General features: G+C 64.6%; 23 protein-coding genes. 8 read left to right on the plus strand and 15 right to left on the minus strand.

All coding sequences use genetic code 11. The features are described 5' to 3' along the window. Genes gspL through SKP52_RS04210 form a run of 4 tightly spaced genes read left to right on the plus strand, consistent with a single transcriptional unit; the run spans position 1 to position 3,107 of the window. Entirely contained in the window at positions 1-1,146 is a 1,146-nt protein-coding gene (gene gspL, locus SKP52_RS04195) for a type II secretion system protein GspL (RefSeq protein ID WP_039572090.1), read from the plus strand. Further along, positions 1,143-1,625 (plus strand): type II secretion system protein GspM, encoded by a 483-nt coding sequence (gene gspM, locus SKP52_RS04200; protein WP_039572093.1) that lies wholly within the window; start codon positions 1,143-1,145, stop codon positions 1,623-1,625. Before gspL ends, gspM begins: the two co-directional genes overlap by 4 nt. Beyond that, complete coding sequence (gene gspN / locus SKP52_RS04205; RefSeq protein ID WP_039572095.1) at positions 1,622-2,338, plus strand: type II secretion system protein N; 717 nt, start codon at positions 1,622-1,624, stop codon at positions 2,336-2,338. The genes gspM and gspN overlap by 4 nt, the downstream gene beginning before the upstream one ends. Before the next feature lies 1 nt (position 2,339). Beyond that, the gene (locus SKP52_RS04210) at positions 2,340-3,107 is read left to right on the plus strand and encodes a prepilin peptidase (protein ID WP_228383819.1); all 768 of its coding nucleotides are present in this window, start codon (positions 2,340-2,342) and stop codon (positions 3,105-3,107) included. Here the strand turns inward: SKP52_RS04210 and pal are convergent. The 15 genes from pal to SKP52_RS04280 all read right to left on the minus strand — a co-directional run bounded on the left by pal (position 3,094) and on the right by SKP52_RS04280 (position 13,115). Continuing rightward, on the minus strand, positions 3,094-3,612 hold the full coding sequence (pal, locus tag SKP52_RS04215) for a peptidoglycan-associated lipoprotein Pal (protein ID WP_187337280.1): 519 nt from the start codon (positions 3,610-3,612) through the stop codon (positions 3,094-3,096). The two genes, SKP52_RS04210 and pal, sit on opposite strands and share 14 nt — an antisense overlap. A 100-nt stretch (positions 3,613-3,712) precedes the next feature. Next, the gene (gene tolB, locus SKP52_RS04220; RefSeq protein ID WP_052207798.1) at positions 3,713-5,077 is read right to left on the minus strand and encodes a Tol-Pal system beta propeller repeat protein TolB; all 1,365 of its coding nucleotides are present in this window, start codon (positions 5,075-5,077) and stop codon (positions 3,713-3,715) included. 5 nt (positions 5,078-5,082) lie between these two features. Continuing rightward, a complete protein-coding gene (locus tag SKP52_RS04225) occupies positions 5,083-5,907 on the minus strand; it encodes a hypothetical protein (RefSeq protein WP_228383820.1) in 825 nt (274 codons plus the stop codon). Between the two features lie 6 nt (positions 5,908-5,913). Beyond that, positions 5,914-6,423, minus strand: a complete 510-nt coding sequence (gene tolR / locus SKP52_RS04230; RefSeq protein WP_039572100.1) for a protein TolR — start codon at positions 6,421-6,423, stop codon at positions 5,914-5,916. Continuing rightward, positions 6,423-7,121 (minus strand): protein TolQ, encoded by a 699-nt coding sequence (gene tolQ, locus SKP52_RS04235; RefSeq protein ID WP_039572102.1) that lies wholly within the window; start codon positions 7,119-7,121, stop codon positions 6,423-6,425. The genes tolR and tolQ overlap by 1 nt, the downstream gene beginning before the upstream one ends. Continuing rightward, positions 7,115-7,609 carry a YbgC/FadM family acyl-CoA thioesterase gene (locus SKP52_RS04240; protein ID WP_039572103.1) on the minus strand — a complete coding sequence of 165 codons (495 nt, stop codon included), beginning with the start codon at positions 7,607-7,609 and terminating at the stop codon, positions 7,115-7,117. Before SKP52_RS04240 ends, tolQ begins: the two co-directional genes overlap by 7 nt. A 225-nt stretch (positions 7,610-7,834) precedes the next feature. Next, positions 7,835-8,857 carry a Holliday junction branch migration DNA helicase RuvB gene (gene ruvB, locus SKP52_RS04245; RefSeq protein WP_039579751.1) on the minus strand — a complete coding sequence of 341 codons (1,023 nt, stop codon included), beginning with the start codon at positions 8,855-8,857 and terminating at the stop codon, positions 7,835-7,837. Positions 8,858-8,882: 25 nt separating this feature from the next. Beyond that, the gene (locus tag SKP52_RS25945) at positions 8,883-9,374 is read right to left on the minus strand and encodes a hypothetical protein (protein ID WP_148309025.1); all 492 of its coding nucleotides are present in this window, start codon (positions 9,372-9,374) and stop codon (positions 8,883-8,885) included. 137 nt (positions 9,375-9,511) lie between these two features. Next, on the minus strand, positions 9,512-9,916 hold the full coding sequence (locus SKP52_RS04250; protein WP_039572106.1) for a GFA family protein: 405 nt from the start codon (positions 9,914-9,916) through the stop codon (positions 9,512-9,514). Then, positions 9,913-10,515 carry a Holliday junction branch migration protein RuvA gene (gene ruvA, locus SKP52_RS04255; RefSeq protein ID WP_039572110.1) on the minus strand — a complete coding sequence of 201 codons (603 nt, stop codon included), beginning with the start codon at positions 10,513-10,515 and terminating at the stop codon, positions 9,913-9,915. The genes SKP52_RS04250 and ruvA overlap by 4 nt, the downstream gene beginning before the upstream one ends. A gap of 139 nt (positions 10,516-10,654) precedes the next feature. Then, positions 10,655-11,128: a crossover junction endodeoxyribonuclease RuvC gene (gene ruvC, locus SKP52_RS04260; protein WP_039572114.1), complete on the minus strand. Its 474-nt coding sequence runs from the start codon at positions 11,126-11,128 to the stop codon at positions 10,655-10,657. Between the two features lie 166 nt (positions 11,129-11,294). Next, entirely contained in the window at positions 11,295-12,041 is a 747-nt protein-coding gene (locus SKP52_RS04265; RefSeq protein WP_039572117.1) for a YebC/PmpR family DNA-binding transcriptional regulator, read from the minus strand. A 94-nt stretch (positions 12,042-12,135) separates the two neighbouring features. After that, entirely contained in the window at positions 12,136-12,453 is a 318-nt protein-coding gene (locus SKP52_RS04270) for a heavy metal-binding domain-containing protein (protein ID WP_039572119.1), read from the minus strand. A gap of 35 nt (positions 12,454-12,488) precedes the next feature. After that, the gene (locus tag SKP52_RS04275; RefSeq protein WP_037514655.1) at positions 12,489-12,731 is read right to left on the minus strand and encodes a DUF2312 domain-containing protein; all 243 of its coding nucleotides are present in this window, start codon (positions 12,729-12,731) and stop codon (positions 12,489-12,491) included. Between the two features lie 54 nt (positions 12,732-12,785). Further along, positions 12,786-13,115 (minus strand): DUF1244 domain-containing protein, encoded by a 330-nt coding sequence (locus tag SKP52_RS04280; protein ID WP_039572125.1) that lies wholly within the window; start codon positions 13,113-13,115, stop codon positions 12,786-12,788. A 110-nt stretch (positions 13,116-13,225) separates the two neighbouring features. Between SKP52_RS04280 and pyk the strand changes: the two genes are divergently transcribed. The 4 genes from pyk (at position 13,226) to SKP52_RS04300 (ending at position 19,734) form a co-directional block, all read left to right on the plus strand. After that, on the plus strand, positions 13,226-14,680 hold the full coding sequence (gene pyk / locus SKP52_RS04285; protein WP_039572128.1) for a pyruvate kinase: 1,455 nt from the start codon (positions 13,226-13,228) through the stop codon (positions 14,678-14,680). Positions 14,681-15,021: 341 nt separating this feature from the next. Further along, complete coding sequence (locus tag SKP52_RS04290) at positions 15,022-15,795, plus strand: arginyltransferase (protein ID WP_039572131.1); 774 nt, start codon at positions 15,022-15,024, stop codon at positions 15,793-15,795. 607 nt (positions 15,796-16,402) lie between these two features. Further along, positions 16,403-18,853: an NAD(P)-binding domain-containing protein gene (locus SKP52_RS04295; protein ID WP_039572133.1), complete on the plus strand. Its 2,451-nt coding sequence runs from the start codon at positions 16,403-16,405 to the stop codon at positions 18,851-18,853. Further along, a complete protein-coding gene (locus SKP52_RS04300; RefSeq protein WP_039572135.1) occupies positions 18,853-19,734 on the plus strand; it encodes a hypothetical protein in 882 nt (293 codons plus the stop codon). The genes SKP52_RS04295 and SKP52_RS04300 overlap by 1 nt, the downstream gene beginning before the upstream one ends. Positions 19,735-19,744 lie beyond the last annotated feature (10 nt).

A 19,744-nucleotide genomic window follows, 5' to 3' on the forward strand; every position in this document is an offset into this window, starting at 1 on the left:
ATGACGCGCACGCTAGTTCTCTGGCTGCCTCCGGTGGCTACGCTTGGCGAAGGCGATGGTCGCGATGCCGCCTGGCTGCGCATTGACGACGGCGTGGTTGTCGATAGCGGACAAGACGATGGATGGGTCGATGCGTGGGAAAAACCGCGCGACGACAGCCCCGACGACCGGTTGATCGCATTGGCGCCGGCGGCCGACGTCCCGCTGCGCTGGCTCCATTATCCCGACGCCGCGCCCGCACAGGCCGCCGCCGCGGCGCGCATCGACGCGCTGAAGAACAGTCTGGGCGATGCAGCGGCGCTGCATGTCGTCGCCGGCCAGCCCGCAGGCGAGGGGCAGGCGGTCCCGGTTGCGGTGACGACCCACGCCGCCATGACCGCGTGGACCGACTGGATGAAGGCGCGCGGCCTGACGCCGGCGGCGATCATCCCGTCGGCAGCGGCGGTGCCCCCGCCAGAACCCGATACGCTGTGGATGGCCGAGGTTGGCAGCGAGCGGATCGTCCGCACGGCGGACCGCGCCTATGTTTCCGATCCCGAACTCGATCCGCTGATCGCGGGTGGGCACGCCGCGCTGCCGCTCGATGCCGACCGGATGCGCGAGTCGTTGTTGCTGACGCTCGCAGCGCCGCCGCTCGACCTGCTGAGCGGTGGGTGGAAACCCAAACGTCGCTGGTCGGTCGACCCGGCGATGCTCCGGCTGGCGAAGCGCCTTGCCATCGCACTTGTCGCCGTCAGCCTGCTCATTCCGATCATCTATGCAGTGCGCCTGTCGTCCGACACCGGCCGCGCCGACGAGGCGGTCGTCGCGATGGCGAAGAAGGCCGGCGTGACCGCGACCGATGCGACCGCAGCCGAAGCCGAACTCGACCGCCGCTTGGCCGCTGCCGGCGGCGGGCCGCTCGCCTTCTCGGTTCCAGCATCGGCTCTGTACGACGCGATGGGCGACGCGCCGGGCGTAACGCTCAAGACGCTGTCGCACCGCACTGACGGTACGCTGACGACGACGCTCGCCGCGCCGCGCGTCGAGGACATCAACCAGGTGCTGCTGGCGCTGCAGGCGCGCGGCTATCGCGTCACCGCGCAGCCGATGGCGGGCAGCGACGGCCAGCAGATGGCCAATATCACGATCCGGGCGGTGCCATGACCGAGAGATTGCAAAATTGGTGGATCGCTCTGTCGCTGCGCGAACGCTGGCTCGTCGGCATCGCCGGCGTGCTCGCGCTGGGGGTGGTCCTGTGGGGACTTGGCCGCCCCATGGCCGCGGCATTTATCGATCTCGAAAGCCAGCACCGCGCCGCGATCGAACGCGAGGGCCGCGTCTCCTCGAAAGTGCAATTGCTCGCACAGCGTCCGGCCAAATCGGTCGCCGCGACGGTTGATGCGGCCCAGATCGACCAATATCTTGCGCAATCGGCGGGCGAGATCGGACTGACGCTCGACCGCAACGAAGCACGCGGCGCGGGGCAGGCAACGATCGCGATCGCCACCGCGCGCGCGACGGTGCTCACCGACTGGCTCGCCTCGCTCGAGGGGCAGGGTTTCATCATCGACCAGTTGACGATCACCCCCGCCGCCGACGGCACCGTTGGGCTGACTGCCGAGCTTCGAAAGGGCGGTCAATGAGCGCGCGGCGACGCTGGGGGCTTGCCGCGCTGTTGTTTGCGCTGATCCTGATCATCGCGACCTTTCCGATGCGGCTCGCGCTGAACCTTTCGGGCGCGACCGATGCGGGTATCAGCGCACGCGACGTGCGTGGGTCGGTCTGGTCGGGCGAACTGGTCGACCCGCGGCTCGGCGCCTTGCCGCTCGGCACGGTGCGCGCCAGCCTGTCGCCGCTCGCGCTGCTTGGCGGTGGTGTCGACCTCGCTTTCTCGCGCGCCGACGACCGGCTCGGGGCGCTCGCCGGACGGCTGCATGGCAGCAATCCGCGCGGGATATCGGATGTCAGCGGCACCACGTCGATATCGGGCGGGCTCGGCATGATCCCCATCGACACGATCCGCTTCGAAGGGGCGACGGTGCGGTTCGACGGCGCGGGCAAATGCGCCAGCGCCGCGGGCCGCATCCAGCTCGCGGTTACTGCGCCGATCGCCGGGCTCGATCTGTCGCGCGGCCTGTCGGGGCCGCTGACGTGCGCGAAGGGACGTGCACAGGCGGCGCTCGCCAGCCAATCGGGTATGGAGCGACTGACCCTGTTGTTCGACGGTGACGGCGCGTATCGCGCTCAGTTCGCGATCAATGTCGACAGCGACCCGGCAATGGCTGGCGCACTTGCGGTGCTGGGCTTCAAGCCCGGGCCCGGCGGATTCGTCCTGGCGACCTCGGGCCGCTTCTGACGTGACCTTTCTCGATGCCTTGCCCTTCGGCATGGCCGTCGCCTTTGCCGCGATGATCGGGCTGGTCCTCGGCAGCTTCATTGCGACGCTGGTGCTGCGCTGGCCCGCGGGGCGCTCGGTGCTGGGGCGATCACAATGTGACGGTTGTGGTCGACCGCTTACCGCCCTGGATCTTGTCCCTTTGTTATCGAACTTCGCGTCGCGCGGGCGGTGCCGGACGTGCAACGCGGCGATCGATCCCTTTCACTGGCGCGTCGAACTGGGCTCAACACTGATTGGGATTGTAGCCCTCGCACTTTCACCGGGAACCGCGGGTTGGCTCTGGGCCCTGTTCGGCTGGCTACTCCTGCCGCTCGCCCTCCTCGATGCGCGCCATTTCTGGCTCCCCGACTGCCTCAACCTGCTGCTTGGCATCGTCGGTCTGCTGATAGCCGGTCCGATGCTGGAAACATCGCTGATGGACCGCTGGGTTGGCGCGGTCGTGTGCGGCCTGACGCTCGCCGTCATTGCCGAATTTTACCGCCGCGTGCGGCTGAAAGACGCAATGGGCGGCGGCGATCCCAAACTCGTCGCAGCAATCGGCGCGTGGCTCGGATGGCAGGCGCTGCCGTTGATGCTGCTCCTAGCCAGCTTCGGCGGCATCGTCTGGGCACTCGTTGCGCAACGAAAAGGGGACCAGCCGCTTTCTCAGCGACCGGTCCCCTTCGGATTATTTGCGTGCACCGCGGCATGGGCCGCGGTGCCGCTGTGGCCGCTTATTGCCCAATGACGACGGTCACCGCGCGACGGTTCTTCGCATAGGCTTCCTCGGTCGAGCCGAGCTCTGCCGGACGTTCCTTGCCATAGCTGATGACGTTGATCCGCGACGGGTCGACGCCGAGCGAGGCGAGATAGTTTTTCGCGGCGTTCGCGCGGCGTTCGCCGAGCGCGATGTTATAGTCGCGGGTGCCGCGTTCGTCGGCATGGCCTTCGAGCGTGACGCGGACGGCAGGGTTACGCTGCAGCCACTGCGACTGCGTCTGGAGCGTCGCCTGATCCTGCGCATCGACATTATACTGGTCATAGTCGAAGAAAACGCGGTCGCCCATGGCGCCAACGCTGGCGAGGAAATCTTCCTGCGATCCGGGGACAACGCCCGTGCCGGTGCCGGCGCCCGTATCGGTGCCCGTGCCTTCGGGGGCGGGGGGGAGCGTGTCAGGGGCCTTTTTCGCGCAGGCGCCAACAGCAAGCATGGTGATCGCCGCGATCATAGCGGTGCTTTTGCGTATCGTCATGTCTCTGTCCTCTTGTTGTTGAAAATATTCGTGCGGCCGAATTGGCCCGTTCAGGACGCGATAGTTGAACCCGATCGCGCCTTTTTGGTTCCGGTTTTCCTCAGGGGAGTACCGGACCCCAGCTCGGATCCGATCCGTCTTGCGGAGTTGGAAGGCGCCGCATGTTCACCCCGGTCAGGTCGACCTGCCAAAGGCTCGACTTGCCTTCGCGGCCCGGCGTGGTGCGGAAGAACTGGATGACGCGGCCGTTCGGCGACCAGGTCGGCGCCTCGTCCTGCCAGCTGTTCGTCAGCATCCGCGCGCCGCCGCCGGACGGGGTCATGACGCCGATGCGGAATTCGCCACCGCCCATACGGGTAAAGGCGATCAGGTCGCCGCGCGGCGACCATTCGGGGGTCGCCGCGCGGCCGCCGCCAAAACTGATCCGCTGCTGGTTCGACCCGTCGATGTTCATCGTATAGATTTGCTGACCGCCCGACCGGTCGCTTTCGAACACGATCTTCTTGCCGTCGGGCGAGAAGCTGCCGCCGACATCGATGCCGGGGGTGTTGGTCAGGCGTACCGGGGTGCCGCCATTGGCCGAAATGCGATAAATGTCGGTGTTACCGTTCACCGCCATTGAATAGAGGATCTGCGTGCCGTCGGGTGACCAGCGCGGCGCGAAGGTCGCGTTGCCGCTTTCGGTAACCAATTTCTGCGAGCCCGCCGCGACGTCGTAGATGAAGACGCGGACGCGGTTGTTCAAATAGCTGACGTAGACGATCTTTTTGTAATCGGGCGAGAAACGCGGGCTGATCGCGAGCGCCTGGCCATTGGTGATGAAGCGGTGGTTGCCGCCGTCGCTGTCCATGATCGCGAGGCGCTTGATGCGGTTCCCCTTCGGGCCGCTCTCGGCGATATAAGCGACGCGGCTGTCAAAAAAGGGCGCTTCGCCCGACAGGCGCGAATAGATGGCGTCGGCGCATTTATGCGCGGCGCGGCGCCAGTCACCGGGCTGGATCTCGAACCCCTTGCGGACAAGCTCGCTGCCGAGTGCAGTGTCGTAGAGATAGCATCCAACGACGAGGCTGCCGTTCGATCCGGCATCGACAAAACCGTGGACGACATTTTCTGCGTTACGCGCCTGCCATTCGGCAAAGCGCGGCGCCTGCACCTCGGCGCGGCTGATCGCGGGAATGCCGCTGGGGCCCATCGGATCGTAAAGCCCGCTGCGCTCAAGGTCGGCGGCGATGACTTCGGCGATCTGGCGGCCAAGGCTGTCGGTGCGCAGCCCGGCGACGTTTTGGACCGAGGCGGTTGCCAGCGCAGGGATCGCGATAATAGTACGGTCCTGGGACAGCGTGCCCTCGATCGTCTCGCGCGGTTCGGTCTGGGTGACAGCCGGGGGCGTCGGGGCGGTCTGCGCGAGCACTGGGGCGGTGGTCAGCAGCAGGGCGAGCGACAAGCTGATCGGACGGAGGAACATTTCTCTTACCTCTTGATGAAATCGAGGGTGTAATTCTGCCAGAAGCTGTAATTTTCCTCGGGCAGGTCGAAGGGTGCGGCGAGTTCCACCGCGCGTTTGGCGCATTCCTGATGGCGCTGTATCTGGAATTTGTTGCTGTCGTTTTCGCCCGACGTCGTGACGCTGGTGAAACCCGCGAGCGCGCCCGACTGGGTCAGGCGGAATTTTACGACGGTCTTGAGCTGGTCGACGTCGACCCCCGAAATGCGGCAGCCGTTCCACCGCGGCGCGACCGCCGACTTGATGCTGACGTCGATCGAGCGGCGGACTTCGGCGGCGGTTGCTGCAGCGGGGGCGCCTTTGCTCGCGGGTGATTTGGGCTGCGACTTCGAGAGCCCCTCGGCGATGCCGTCGAGGCGCCCGGTCGGGCGGGCGGGGCGGTTTTTTGCGGGCGGGGCTTTAGGCGCAGCTTTGGGCTGCGCCTTTTGCGCGGCAGGTGGCTGCTTCGCCGGCGCGGGCTTCGGCCGCGCGACCTGCTTGGGCGTTGGGGCGGGTGTCGGCCGCACGACGGGTTCGGGCAGCGGCGGTGCCGGCATTGGCTCGGGCGCTGCAATGTCGACAGCTTCCTCTTCACCCAGCCGCGCGGCGGGCGGGGTTTCGCTGATCACCGGCGCGGTCGATTGCACCGCGGTTTCGGCGATCAGGTCGACTTCCATCGGGGGATTGTCGAAGCGCCGGTCGCCCGCGGTCCACTGGACCGAGAGCAGGCCGATGATAACGACATGCGCCGCCACCGCGATGGCGATGCCGCGTCCTTCATTCCCCCCAACTGCCCGTGTTTCGGCCATCATCTCAACCTAGGGCCGCGTTTCTGAACCGTCGGTGACCGCAGCGGGTGCGCTGTCGGCGGCGCCCTCCGACCCCGTTGTCACCAGCGAAATTCGGGTCAGGCCGGCGCGGTTGAGTTCGCCCATCACGCGCATCACGCGGCCATAGTCGAGCCCCTTGTCGGCGCGCAGCATGATCTGGCGGGGCTTATCGCCGCCCTCCTTCTCGCGCGCGATCGCGTCGAGCCGCGCCGGAAGCTCGGCCTCGGGCACGACCTCTTCGCCGATATAGAGCGTGTCGTCGGCGTTGATCGACAGCTGCACGGGTTCCTTGTCCTCGGTCTCAACCGGTTTCGCGCGGCTTTCGGGGAGGTCAATCGGTACGGCCGATGCCAGCAACGGCGCGGTGATCATGAAGATGATCAGCAGCACGAGCATCACGTCGACGAGCGGGGTGACGTTGATTTCGGCCATCGGCGCGCGGCGCGTGCCGCGGCCGCGCCGTCCGCCGATGCCGCCGGAGGGGCCGCTCATCGCCATCAGGCTTCGACCTCGAGTTCCCGGCTGAAGGTCGCGTGCAGCCCGTCGGCGAAGCGACCAAGCCGCGATTCAAGCCGATTCAAGCGCTGCGAAAAGGCATTATAGGCGATGACTGCGGGAATGGCGGCGAACAGGCCGATCGCGGTCGCGAACAGCGCTTCCGCGATGCCCGGTGCGACAACTGCGAGGCTGCTGTTATTCTCCGCCGCGATCGCGGTGAAGCTGCGCATGATACCCCACACGGTGCCAAACAGGCCGACGAAGGGCGCGACCGAGCCGATCGTCGCCAGCGTGCCGATCTTTTCGGCGAGGCGGTCGACTTCGCCCGCGACCGCGCTGTTCATCGCGATACCGAGCCGTTCGCGCGTGCCGTCGCGGTCGACATTCTTGGTCTTGGTCGACCGGCGCCATTCGCTGATCCCGGCGCCGAGCACCTTGGCGCTCGGCAATTCTTCGCTGCCGTTCTTGTCGAAGAATTTGTCGATATTGTCGGCGCGCCAGAAATCGCGCTCGAAGCGTTCGGACGCGCTCATCAATTTGCTGACGCTGCGGCCATGGGTGAAAATCACCGCCCAGACATAGATCGAGGCCAGCAGCAGCCCGATCATTACCGCCTTCACGATGATGTCGGCCTGCAGGAACAGCGCGACGGGGGACAAGGTCGCCGCGTCGGCGGCCAGCGAGATATTGTCTAGCAAGGGAAAGTCTCTCCATTCATGATGGCGGTAAATCGGTCGGCCCACCCTGCGGGCTGGCGGCGCGGCCGGCCCTCGGGCGACAGGAAGGCTGCGGTGACTTGCGCGTCCGTCAATATCGCTGGCGTCAACGTCTCGCCGCTTAACGTGTCAGTTCCGCGAAAGATGCGCTGTGCAATGATCACGCTCGCGCCGCGCACGGCTTGAACCGTGCTGACGACGAGAAGGTCGTCGTCGAGCCGCGCGGGGCTACGATATTTGATCGTGAGGTCGGTGACCGCCCAGCTGCCTTCACCCGCTTCCATTGCCGCGCGCTGGTCGATACCCGCGAGCCGCAGCATGTCCGAGCGCGCGCGCTCCATATAGCGCAGGTAATTGGCGTGATAGACGATGCCCGACAGGTCGGTGTCCTCGAAATAGACGCGCGCCCGGAAATGATGTTCGGCCCCGAGGAAGGCGCCGGGAATGAAGGGAGGCGGGGCAATTACCATTGTCCTGACCGATAGCGGGGCTTCGACTCGTCGCAAAGCCCTCATAAACGGCTCGTCGCAGATGAGGGCCGTTTGGTGGAGGAAAGCGGCGGATTTTCGCCCGTTTCGATTTTGGCCCGTTCCCCTGCGAAGGCAGGGGCCCATCACCTGCCGTTGCGGATTCCCCAATCGTTCGCGCAAGGATGCGACATCCGGTGATGGGCCCCTGCTTTCGCAGGGGAACGGCTACTTGCCGTTATCGAACAAGCCGTCCTGCGATCCGGCGGGCGGGTTGAGCCCCAGATGCTTCCACGCGCTTGCGTTGAGCATGCGTCCGCGCGCGGTCCGCGCGATCAGCCCGACCTGCAGCAGATAGGGCTCGATCACATCTTCGATCGTGTCGCGCGGTTCGGACAGTCCTGCCGCCATCGTCTCGACCCCGACCGGCCCGCCGCGATAGATATCGGCGATCATCGTCAGGTAACGCCGGTCCATCGCGTCGAGCCCGAGCGCGTCGACTTCCAGCCGGTTGAGCGCGGCATCGGCAGCCTTCGCATCGACGATAGGATGCCCCGCGACCGTCGCGAAATCGCGCACGCGGCGCAGCAGGCGTCCGGCAATACGCGGCGTCCCGCGCGATCGTTTCGCAATCTCCAGCGCGCCGTCGGATGCGATCGGCAGGGCGAGCAGGCGCGCAGCGCGCGTGATGACCTGTTCGAGTTCGCCATGCGTGTAGAAATTGAGCCGCACCGGGATACCGAAGCGGTCGCGGAGCGGCGTCGTAAGCAGGCCTTGCCGCGTCGTCGCGCCGACGAGCGTGAATTTGGGCAAATCGATCCGCACCGAGCGCGCCGACGGTCCTTCGCCGATCATGATGTCGAGCGCGCGGTCCTCCATCGCGGGATAGAGGATCTCCTCGACCGCGGGCGACAGGCGGTGGATCTCGTCGATGAACAGGACGTCGCCATCCTCGAGATTGGTGAGCAGCGCGGCGAGGTCGCCCGCCTTGGCGATCACCGGGCCGCTGGTCGACCGGAACCCGACGCCCAGTTCGCGCGCGACGATCTGCGCCAGCGTCGTCTTGCCGAGCCCGGGCGGGCCATAAAAGAGCACATGGTCGAGCGCGTCCGAGCGCGCCTTTGCTGCCTCGATGAAAATGCGCAAATTCTCGCGCGCTGCCGCCTGCCCGACGAATTCGGCAAGCGACTTCGGCCGCAGTGCGGCGTCGGCGTCCTCGGGAGTGCGGATGGGGGTGGTGAGGTCGGTCACGACGCCATCCGCAATCGCGCCGGGTTTACCTATCCCGCTGAATACTTTTGACATCTAACGCTTCTCGTTCTTGGGCGATAAGGCCATTACCCATTACCATAATTCCGGCCAAAAATATCAGAGCTGAAACCCAGCCAGTCGCAGGTACGGTCCAAGCCCATTTGGTGGCTGACTTAACTTCTGCAGCTATGGCGGCCTCGAGTTCTTCCGATCGTTCACCGTCATCGGCGACAGTCATCCAATAACCGATTTGCCGCTGCACGATTGGTAACAATTTTCGTTTTTGTTGCTGGCTTAATACACCGATCAGCAATGCGACGAGAATTCCGACACCGAAAAATGCGCCGCTTACGATTTTTGAATGCGCCGACAAGAATTCGGTATTTAATGCCGCTACTGCGGCACCCGCATTAATTGCTAACAGCGAAGCAGTCAGCCACCGGAACGCGTGAGAGTGTTCATCGAACAGCAGGGTGCGTGATTCAGTAAGCGATTTTATTTCTTCCAGCGCCGCCATTCTCAGAAGTGGTAAATCCTCTGGATCACACGTCATTTTGCGGCATCCCAAAGCAACGACCGAGGGCGAAAAGAGAGTTCGTGCGTTGCCGCGGACCCTGCAACAAGTTCAGGGTGACGAAAAAAGAAAGTCGGCGCCTAGTCATAATGTTCGATCCCTTCGCCGGCGATCGAAACCCAAGGCTCCTTGCGGTCTTCGTACGCCGAATAGTCGGGCACGAAACCGTGGCCGGGTTCGAAATTGCCGAGCGGTATTGCATAAGCGTCATGATAGGGACGCGCCCTGTACCAGACGCCCGAACCGCAGATGGCGCAGAAGAAGAAGTCGGCGGTGTTGCCGCTCTCGCCGGTATATTGCCACATCTTCGGCTCGCCTTCGGTGCGGACTTGCTCGGCGGGGAAACGAACCTGCGCGGCAAAAGCACTACCGCTCCGCGCCTTGCACTCGCGGCAATGGCAGACCGACACGCGGATCGGTTCGCCGGTGCAGGCGATGCGGACCTGACCGCAGCGGCAGGATGCGTTGCGGATGCGGTCCGTCACTTGCCCGTTTTCTTGAGCGCCACGCGAACCAGCGCATCGAGACTGGCGTCCGCGCCCAATTCCTCGCTCGCCGCCGCCACCGCGCTGCTCGCTTCACCCGGCTTGAAACCAAGGCCGGTGAGGGCGGTGACGGCGTCGGCGAGCGGGCCGGGGGTAGCGGCGGCGTAATGGGCCCCGCTGCCCGCGATGCCGCCGAGCGCGCCGGCCTTGTCCTTCAGTTCATGCGTAATCCGCTGCGCCAGCTTCGGCCCGACGCCATTGGCGCGTGCGATCATCGCGCTGTCGCTGCTGGCGAGCGCGCGTTGCAGGTCGCCGATCTCAAGCGCCGAGAGGATCGCGAGCGCGACCTTGGCACCGACGCCCTGGACGCTGGTGAGCAGGCGGAACCAGTCGCGTTCCTCGGCCTTGGCAAAGCCGAGCAGGCGGAGGAAATCTTCGCCGACGAGCATTTCGGTATGGATGGTGACGTCGCCGCCGACCGGGCCCAATGCGTCGAGCGTGCGCGCCGACGCCTCGACCAGATAACCGACGCCGCCGACGTCGATCACGGCATGGCCTGCGGTGCTGCTATCCAGCCGTCCTGACAGTTTCGCGATCATGCCCCGTGCCTAACGCGGGGAGAACGAAAAGGGAATCAATTTCCCTTCGTCATCAAGCCCACTTTCTCTTTCGTCATGCCGGACTTGATCCGGCATCCATCGCCGCATGGGCCCCGGATCAAGTCCGGGGTGACGACGTTCAATGTCGCGGGCGATGGTTCGCGTGGCAGATCGCGACCGCGAGCGCGTCGGCCGCATCTGCCCCCACGACCTTGGCGCCGGGCAACAGCACCCGCAGCATCGCCTGCACCTGTTCCTTTGCTGCGCCGCCGGTGCCGACGATCGCCTTCTTGACCAGCCGCGGCGCATATTCGCCGACCGGAAGCCCGGCGCGCGCGCAGCCGAGCAGCACGACCCCGCGCGCATGCGCGAGCTTCAGCGTCGATTGCGGATTGTCGTTGACGAAGATTTCCTCGACCGCGGCGCAGACCGGCGCATGCTCGGCGATCACCGCGGCGAGCGCGGTATCGAGATGCGCAAGCCGGTCGGGCAGGGGCGCCTTTGCGTCGGTCTTCACCTGCCCGTTGGCGATATGGCTGATCCGGCTGCCCTCGACGCGGATGACGCCCCAGCCGGTGCAACTGAGCGAGGGATCGAGACCCAAGATGATCATGAGTTTTCCTCTCCCCTTGGGGGAGAGGATAGAGAGGCTTGCCAGCTTGTCTGGCTAGCCGGACTTGGAGAGGGACTGGGGCGTGGCCATACCCTCACCCAGCTGCCACTAGCGGGCAGAGCCCGCAAGTCTGCGCAACCCTCTCCCCCAAGGGGAGAGGAAGAGATCAACCCAGCTTCTCCATCACCGCGTCGGGGATTTCGTAATTGCCCCACACGGTCTGGACGTCGTCGTCGTCGTCGAGCGTGTCGATCAGCTTGAACAGGCTCTGCGCGACGCTCTCTTCGGTGACTTCGCTCTTCAGCGTCGGGCGCCACGCGAGTTTCACGCCTTCGGCTTCACCGAGCTTGGCTTCGAGCGCTTTCGCGACTTCGTGCAAGCTGTCGACGCTGGTCCAGATGTCGTGGCCGTCCTCGGACGATTCGACATCGTCGGCGCCGGCATCGAGCGCGGCTTCGAAGATGGTGTCGGCGTCGCCTGCCTTCGCGGCATAGCTGATCATGCCCAGCCGGTCGAAGCCGTGGCTGACGCTGCCGCTGGTGCCGAGGTTGCCGCCATTCTTGCTGAACGCAGTGCGGACGTTGGTCGCCGTGCGGTTGCGGTTGTCGGTCAGCGCCTCGACGATCAGCGATACGCCCCCGGGGCCATAGCCTTCGTAGCGGATTTCTTCGTAATTCTCGCCTTCGCCGCCCGCGGCCTTGTCGATCGCACGCTGGATATTGTCCTTGGGCATCGACTGCGCCTTGGCGGCGTTGACCGCCGCGCGCAGGCGCGCGTTCGCGTCGGGATCGGGCAGGCCCATCTTCGCCGCAACGGTGACTTCGCGAGCGAGCTTCGAGAAAAGCGTGCTGCGTTTTTTGTCCTGCGCACCCTTGCGGTGCATGATGTTCTTGAATTTACTATGGCCGGCCACGGCCTACCTCCATCGAAACGGGAAATGTGACGCCGCCCCTAGCGCGTAGCGCGGTTCCAGACAACCACGCGGCGCCCGCAAAGTGACGACCGCGTCACAGAGTAACGACGGTTCCCGACGCGCTGACCATCAGCATCGAGCCATTCTGGCCGAGCACCTCATAGTCGAGGTCGACGCCGACCACGGCATTGCCGCCAAGGCGCGTCGCCTCGGCTTCCATCTCGGCGATCGCTTCCTTGCGCGCACGGGCGAGGACATCCTCATATTTGCCCGAGCGGCCGCCGACGATGTCGGTGATGCTGGCGAACAGGTCGCGGAACAGATTGGCGCCGACGATCACTTCGCCGGTGACGATACCCAGATATTCGCGGACCGGACGGCCCTCGATAGTGTTGGTGGTGGTGCTGAACATATCGTCACTCTCCCCGATCTGTTGGTGGTTGGCTTTTAGTCGATTCCGAGCGCCGATTTATAGACGTCGAGAATCGCTTCCATTTCCTTGCGGTCGTGCACCGGCAATTTGCGCAGACGGACGATCTGGCGCATGATTTTCGGATCGTAACCCTGCGATTTCGATTCATTATAGGTGTCGCGGATATCGTCGGCGATGCCCTTTTTCTCTTCTTCCAGACGCTCGATGCGCTCGATGAAAAGGCGCAGTTGTTCGTCGGATACAGTGGCTTCGCTCATTTTTGGCTCCGGTAATGTGGATGGTCCAGCGCAAGAATCGCGCTTGGCGCGTCCCTAATGGCCCGAAGGATTTTTGGCCATGCTTTCTTCCATCCGGACGAGCTGTTCGGGGGTCGCGGCGGTGTGGTGGAGTGCTTTCCACTCGGCGGTCGGCATGCCGTGGACGATGGCGCGGCCGGTTTCCTTGTCCATGTCCCCCGCCTCGGCAATCCAGTCGCCGAGGCAGTTGCGACAGAAACCGGCGAGGCCCATCAGGTCGATGTTCGCGGCGTCGCTGCGATGCCGGAGCAGGCGGGCGAGGCGGCGGAACGCCGCGGCGGCGACGGCATCGTCAAGCTCGTCAAGTGTATCCCTACCGGCCGTCTGATCGTCGCTGCAGGACATGGTTCCTCCGTTGAATGATTGAATAGCTATACGGCGGTTGCCTTCCTATCATCAAGGCGGCATTGCCCTAGCGTCCCCGACCCTCACCTACCCACGTCATCGGAGCATTTGTGGTTCAGACCTTTATCCCCCGCCAGCGCAAGGTTCGCATCCTGGCGACCCTCGGTCCCGCAAGCGCCAATCCCGCGATGATTGCCGAACTGCACCGCGCCGGTGCCGACGCCTTCCGCGTCAATATGAGTCATGGCGACCATGCCGGTCATGCGCAGGTGATCGCCGCGATCCGGGCGCTGGAAAAGGAAACCGGGCGCCCGACGACGATCCTCGTCGACCTGCAGGGACCGAAATTGCGTGTCGGCACCTTCAAGGACGGCCCGGCCGAACTGGTGAACGGTAAGAGTTTCGTCCTCGATACCGACAAGACGCCGGGCGACGCGACGCGCGTTTATCTGCCGCACCCCGAATTGTTCGCGGCGCTCGAAGCCGGCACGCGCCTGCTGATCGACGACGGCAAGCTGGTGCTGCGCGTCAAAAGCGTCGCCCCGGACAAGATCGAAACGGTGGTCGAGGTCGGCGGCAAGATTTCGGACCGCAAGGGCGTCAACGTCCCCGACGTCGTCGTCCCGCTCGCGGCGCTGACCGAAAAGGACCGCAAGGACCTGACCTTCGCGCTCGAACAGCATGTCGACTGGATCGCGCTGTCGTTCGTGCAGCGGCCCGAGGACGTCGCCGAGGCGCGCACGCTGATCGGCGGCAAGGCTGCTTTGCTCGTCAAATTCGAAAAGCCGTCGGGGGTGCAGCGGATCGAGGAAATCCTCGAACTCGCCGACGCGGCGATGGTTGCGCGCGGCGATCTGGGCGTCGAGCTGCCGCCCGAGGCGGTGCCGCCGCTTCAGAAAAAGATCGTTGCTACCGCGCGGCGCATGGGCAAGCCCGTCGTCGTCGCGACGCAGATGCTGGAATCGATGATCACCTCGCCGTCGCCGACGCGCGCCGAAGTGTCCGACGTCGCGACCGCGATCTATGACGGCGCCGACGCGATCATGCTGTCGGCCGAAACCGCGGCGGGCGCCTTTCCGGTCGAGGCGGTGACGATGATGGATTCGATCGCGCGCTCGGTCGAAAGCGATCCCGATTATTTCCGCCGTCTGCACTTCACCGAAACGCATCCCGATGCCACGACCGCCGACGCGCTCGCCGAGGCGGCCGGCAGCATCATCGCAACGATCGCCGCCGACGCGATCATCTGCTTCACCGCATCGGGATCGACCGCGCGCCGTGTTGCGCGCGAGCGGCCGAACGCCCCGTTGCTCGTGCTGACGCCAAAGCGCGAGGCTGCGCGGCGCATGGGACTGCTATGGGGTGCGCATGCCGTGCCGACCAAGGACATCGGCAGTTTCGAAGAGATGATCGCCAAGGGCAAGCGCATGGCGCTGCGCCACGGCATCTGCAAGGCCGGCGCGAAGCTCGTGATGATGGCGGGGGTTCCGTTCGGCACCCCGGGGTCGACCAACGTGCTGCATGTGGCGACGCTGACCGGCGACGAACTGCGCGGGTATAGTTGACGATCAGATACTCCCTGCCGCGAAGCGGTGGGGAGGTGGCAGCGGCGTAGCCGCTGACGGAGGGGCTATAGCGCTAGGTCGCGGCGCCTCCACCACCGTATCGCGGCGGTCCCCCTCCCCATGGCTTCGCCACAGGGGGGATCGATTGTGGGCCCAATCGATTCAATTCGGCACATAAGTTACCGGCTGATTCATAAAAATTTCGGGTTGATTCAGATCGGGACGTTTAAAAATGGTAAACGGGCTTTGCACCATTGACGCCGCGCGGCATAGTTGGTGCAAGTAGCGCGTCGGACCCGCGTTGGGGGGCTCCGCATCGCCAGTCCGGAGGTCTTTTCCGCGTGTCCGCACCGTTTCGTTTTCCGCGCTTTTTCGTCACCAGCCCGGCGCCGTGCCCCTATCTGGCGGGCAAGACCGAGCGCAAGGTTTTCACCGAACTCAGCGGCAATAGCGCGAACGAACTGAACGACGCGCTCGGCCGTATCGGGTTCCGCCGCAGCCAGTCGGTCGCCTATCGTCCGAGCTGCGCCGATTGCTCGGCGTGCGTATCGGTGCGCGTCTGCGCGAGCGAATTCACGCCGAGCAGCTCGCAAAAGCGCAACATGCGCCGCAACGGCGACTTGGTGGCGACGGCGTGCAAGCCGTGGGCGACCGAAGAACAATATACGCTGCTCCGTTCCTATCTGGGCTCGCGCCATCCCAATGGCGGCATGGCCGACATGGACGAGCAGGATTTCGCCGACATGGTCGAACAGACCCCCGTCGACTCCTATATGGTCGAATATCGCGAGCCGACGCTCGACGGCCGCAAGGGTCGCCTTGTCGGTTGCTGCCTGACCGACCGCCAGGGCGATGGGCTGTCGATGATCTACAGTTTCTTCGACGCGGCGCATCCGATGCGCGAGGGGCTGGGCACCTATATCATCGCGGACCATGTTCAGCGCGCCGCGCGCGCGGGGTTGCCCTATGTCTATCTCGGTTACTGGATCGAAGGGTCGGCGCGCATGGGGTACAAGGCCCGTTTCCGCCCGCTCGAAAAACTGGGTCCCGATGGATGGTCGCGTTTCGAGCCGTCGCAGCCCGAGCGCATCGCGGCGATGTTCGAACTGGCGTGATCGACGCCGCCGTGGGGGTGTTCGCCGCCACCCCGGTGACACTGTCCAAAGGTCAGTAAAGGTCAGCCTTGTGCGCCGTCCGATTTGACGCCGCAGGGATGCGGGACGCGTCCAGCCGCGACCGCCTGCACAAACCGGCCGACGACCGCTTTTATCTACTGGATCAAAGAGCCGGGAGGAAGGCTGGCATAGCCGAATATTGTAGGAAAGGCCTTTTTTGCAGGCGTCAGCTTAGGTGGTGAGCTAACATTCTCAATTTCGTCATTCCCGCGAAAGCGGGAACCCAGTTTCGACGGCATCTCGCTGGGTCCCCGCTTTCGCGGGGATGACGAAGTAAGAAATAGAACGACTCCTTCCGGTCGTTTCCCGCCATTCCATCTTAGCCCTCCCGGCAATCAGTTGCGAACGTCTCGCAGCTTTGCGTCGCCGGTTGACCTTTTCCCGCTATCAAGGGCATAGCTCGACAACAGGACATAAGTCCGGGTCGCATCCAGAGTAGGGATCGCTTAGGGGTAGGCGATAGGGGGAATGGGATGCCCGTGCACGCGTTCGTCAGCATCACGGCCAGCGACAAAGTTAACGGCCTTTGTCGTAGGGTGGTGCGCGCATGAGCGAGGTGGTCCCCATTGATCGCGTGAAGGTCGCGATCATCGGGTCGGGCCCCGCGGGGCTGAGCGCCGCATCGCGCGCCGCGCAGCTCGGGCTCAGCCATATATTGCTCGAAAAGACCGACCATCTGTCGGACACCATCTTCAAATATCAAAAGGGCAAGCGCGTGCTCGCGACGCCGGAGCGGCTCGACCTGCGCTCCGACTGCCGCTTTGCCGAGGGCGCGCGCGAATATATCCTCGGCAATTGGGACGAGGATGCCGCGAACAACAAGGTGAATGTGGCGTATCACGCCGAGGTTGCCGAGGTGACCGGCGAGAAGGGCGCGTTCGCGATTCTGACCGCCAAGGGCGACGTCTATCACGCCGAAAATATCGTCCTCGCGATCGGTACGCAGGGCAATCCGAACCGGATGCGCTGCGAGGGCGCCGACCTGCCGCACATCATCTATCAGGTCGACGATCCCGAGGATTTCAAGGACAAGCATATCACCGTCGTCGGATCGGGCGATGCGGGGATCGAAAATGCGCTGGGGGTCGCCGAGGAGGCGCTGGAAAACACCGTCACGATCTTGAACCGATCAAAGGATTTTGCGCGCGCCAAGGCAAAAAATGTCGCCGATATGACCGAGGCGGGCGAGAATGGTTTCATGTCGATCCGCACCGAGACGCAGCCGAAGAAGGTCGAGCCGGGCTGGCTGACGCTCGAAACCCCGACGGGCGAAGAACGGATCGAATGCGACGTGATCGTCGCGCGGCTGGGCTCGGTCGCGCCGCGCGGGTTCGTCGAATCGATGGGGATCGAGTTCACCGGCCCCGACCGCGAGGCCTTTCCGAAACTGTCGCCGACGTTCGAGACGACGGTGCCGGGGCTTTATGTCATTGGCGCGCTCGCGGGCTATCCGCTGATCAAGCATTGCATGAACCAGGGCTATGACGTCGTCGAGTTCATCAACGGCAACAGCGCCTTGACCCCCGCCGACGAAAAGGATCTGGCGGCGATTTTTGCCAACCTGCCGCACAAGAAGTCGGTCAGCGAGTGGCTGGAATATCTGCGATCGCGGGTCAGCATCTTTGCCGATGTGTCGCCGCTCCAGATGCGCGAGTTCATGCTCGATTCGAAGGTCGCTTTCTATTCCAAGGGCGAGGCGGTTTTCGAGAAGGGCGATCCGGGATCGTCGCTGTTCGCAATTGCCGACGGCTTTGCAGAGGTCGAGGTCGGCCCCGATTTCACCGTGCCGATCGAACAGGGGTCGATCTTTGGTGAGGTCGGCTTGATTTCGGGGCGCAAGCGCGGCGCGACGATCCGCGCGGGCGAGGACAGCATCTTTGTCGAGGTGTCGCGCACCGCAGCACTGAAGCTGATGGCGGCGGTGCCAGGCGCCAAGCGCGTCATCAACCGAATCTCGCTCGAACGCCAATTGCTCCAGATTTTCAAGGGGGGGCTGACCGTCGAAGATCTGGCGGACGTGGTCGATACCGCCGAGGTCGAGCGCGTGTCCGCGGGCAAGGTCGTGCTGACCGAGGGCGAGCAGGGCGACGATGTTTATGTGATCCGGTCGGGATCGATGGTGGTCGAGAAGGACATCGGCGGCAAGCCGATCTTCCTGCGCTACCTGCCCGCGGGCAGCTTCTTCGGCGAAATGGGGGTGCTCAGCGGCCAACCGCGCAACGCCACAGTGAAGGCGGCGGTCGGCGCCGAGCTAATCAAGCTGACCGGCGAAAGTTTCCGCAAGATGCTGAGCGCGCGGCCGCAGGTGCGCGAAGCGACCGAGGCCGCCGTTGCCGAACGCGCGCAAATGAACAGCTTCATCGAATCGCGCAAGGCGAGCTATTCGAGCGCGGTCGACCTTTATTCGGACACCGCGAGCTTCATCATGAAGGAGGGGCTGGGCGAGGCTACCGACGCGCTGTTGATCGACGAGAATCTGTGCGTCGGCTGCGACAATTGCGAAAAGGCATGCGCCGACAGTCACGAAGGCCTGTCGCGGCTCGACCGCGAGGCGGGCAAGACCTTTGCGCATCTGCATGTGCCGACGAGCTGCCGCCACTGCGAGCATCCGCACTGCATGGCCGATTGTCCGCCGAATGTGATCCACCGCGGCCCCGATGGCGAGGTGTTCATGGAGCCGGGCTGCATCGGCTGCGGCAATTGCATGCGCAACTGCCCCTATGGCGTGATCCGCATGGAGGCGGCGCCGCCCGAAAAGCCGAGCCTGCTGCGCTGGCTGCTCACCGGGTTCGGTCCGGGCCCTGGCGAGCCGTCGCCCAAATGGACCAAGAAGCAATTGGGTGACGAGAAACCCAAGAAGATCGCGGTCAAATGCGACATGTGCAAAGGCATTTCGGGCGGTCCGGCGTGCGTGCGGGCGTGCCCGACCGGCGCCGCGATCCGCGTCTCGCCCGAAGAATTTTTGTCGATCGCGCGGCTTGAAGAGGACGCCGGCTGATGGCGAGCCTTTTTCAGCGTCGCCGGTCGAAGGCCACCCAAACCGAGCGCGTCCGCGAGCGCAAGCATGAGGGTTTCCTACGCTACGCCGGTTTTCGCTGGGCGAAGATTTCGGGTGGGCTCTGCCTGCTGATCATCGTGAGCTACGCGCTGGTCGATGTGACGCCGCGGCATAATGGCGGTAGCTGGTACGGCTATACGCTCGGCACGATCGGCGCGGGGCTGATCCTGTGGCTCACCGCGCTCGGCTATCGCAAGCGCAAGATGACGAGCAGCGCTTGGTCGTTGAAGGCGTGGACGTCGGCGCATGTCTATCTCGGGCTCAGCCTGATCGTCATCGGCACCTGGCACACGGGGTTCCAGCTTGGCTGGAATGTCCATACGCTCGCGTGGGCGTTGATGATGCTGGTCATCCTGTCGGGGCTTTATGGTGTCATCGTCTATGCGACCTTGCCCGCGGCGCTGTCGAACAACCGCGACGAAATGACGCAGATGCAGATGCTCGAGGCGATCCGCGCCTTCGATCGGCAGCTGCACAGCGCGGCGCAGCCGCTGACGCCCGCCGATACCGCGCCGGTGCTGGCGGCGCTCGACGAGGATCCGTTCGCGGGCGGCGTCATGGCGCGGTTGTCGGGACGCTATCCCAATTGCGCGACCGCCGCGGCGCTGCGCACGCTGTCGGGCTCCAATGGCAGCGATCGCGAGGCGCGCGAAAAGGTCGTCGGGCTGCTCAAGCAGAAGCAGGCGGCGCTGACGCGTCTGCGTCGGCATCTCAAGATCCGCGCGCTGCTCGAAATTTGGCTTTACGTGCATGTGCCGCTGACCTTTGCGCTGATTGCGGCGCTGTCGGCGCACATCATCAGCGTCTTCTTTTACTGGTAAGGCGGGGAGG

Origin of the sequence: Sphingopyxis fribergensis, from assembly GCF_000803645.1 — a bacterium.
GTDB classification, from domain to species: Bacteria; Pseudomonadota; Alphaproteobacteria; order Sphingomonadales; family Sphingomonadaceae; genus Sphingopyxis; species Sphingopyxis fribergensis.

What these genes read in the sequence shown, in the direction of transcription:
- ruvA (WP_039572110.1), bottom strand. Translation starts at nt 10,515, where the DNA reads ATGATCGCGAAACTGTCAGGACGGCTGGATAGCAGCACCGCAGGCCAT.
- SKP52_RS04295 (WP_039572133.1), top strand. Translation starts at nt 16,403, where the DNA reads ATGAGCGAGGTGGTCCCCATTGATCGCGTGAAGGTCGCGATCATCGGG.
- gspM (WP_039572093.1), top strand. Translation starts at nt 1,143, where the DNA reads ATGACCGAGAGATTGCAAAATTGGTGGATCGCTCTGTCGCTGCGCGAA.
- pal (WP_187337280.1), bottom strand. Translation starts at nt 3,612, where the DNA reads ATGACGATACGCAAAAGCACCGCTATGATCGCGGCGATCACCATGCTT.
- SKP52_RS04240 (WP_039572103.1), bottom strand. Translation starts at nt 7,609, where the DNA reads ATGGTAATTGCCCCGCCTCCCTTCATTCCCGGCGCCTTCCTCGGGGCC.
- SKP52_RS04300 (WP_039572135.1), top strand. Translation starts at nt 18,853, where the DNA reads ATGGCGAGCCTTTTTCAGCGTCGCCGGTCGAAGGCCACCCAAACCGAG.
- SKP52_RS04275 (WP_037514655.1), bottom strand. Translation starts at nt 12,731, where the DNA reads ATGAGCGAAGCCACTGTATCCGACGAACAACTGCGCCTTTTCATCGAG.
- tolR (WP_039572100.1), bottom strand. Translation starts at nt 6,423, where the DNA reads ATGGCGATGAGCGGCCCCTCCGGCGGCATCGGCGGACGGCGCGGCCGC.
- tolB (WP_052207798.1), bottom strand. Translation starts at nt 5,077, where the DNA reads ATGTTCCTCCGTCCGATCAGCTTGTCGCTCGCCCTGCTGCTGACCACC.
- SKP52_RS25945 (WP_148309025.1), bottom strand. Translation starts at nt 9,374, where the DNA reads ATGGCGGCGCTGGAAGAAATAAAATCGCTTACTGAATCACGCACCCTG.
- SKP52_RS04225 (WP_228383820.1), bottom strand. Translation starts at nt 5,907, where the DNA reads ATGATGGCCGAAACACGGGCAGTTGGGGGGAATGAAGGACGCGGCATC.
- gspL (WP_039572090.1), top strand. Translation starts at nt 1, where the DNA reads ATGACGCGCACGCTAGTTCTCTGGCTGCCTCCGGTGGCTACGCTTGGC.
- SKP52_RS04270 (WP_039572119.1), bottom strand. Translation starts at nt 12,453, where the DNA reads ATGTTCAGCACCACCACCAACACTATCGAGGGCCGTCCGGTCCGCGAA.
- ruvC (WP_039572114.1), bottom strand. Translation starts at nt 11,128, where the DNA reads ATGATCATCTTGGGTCTCGATCCCTCGCTCAGTTGCACCGGCTGGGGC.
- SKP52_RS04280 (WP_039572125.1), bottom strand. Translation starts at nt 13,115, where the DNA reads ATGTCCTGCAGCGACGATCAGACGGCCGGTAGGGATACACTTGACGAG.
- gspN (WP_039572095.1), top strand. Translation starts at nt 1,622, where the DNA reads ATGAGCGCGCGGCGACGCTGGGGGCTTGCCGCGCTGTTGTTTGCGCTG.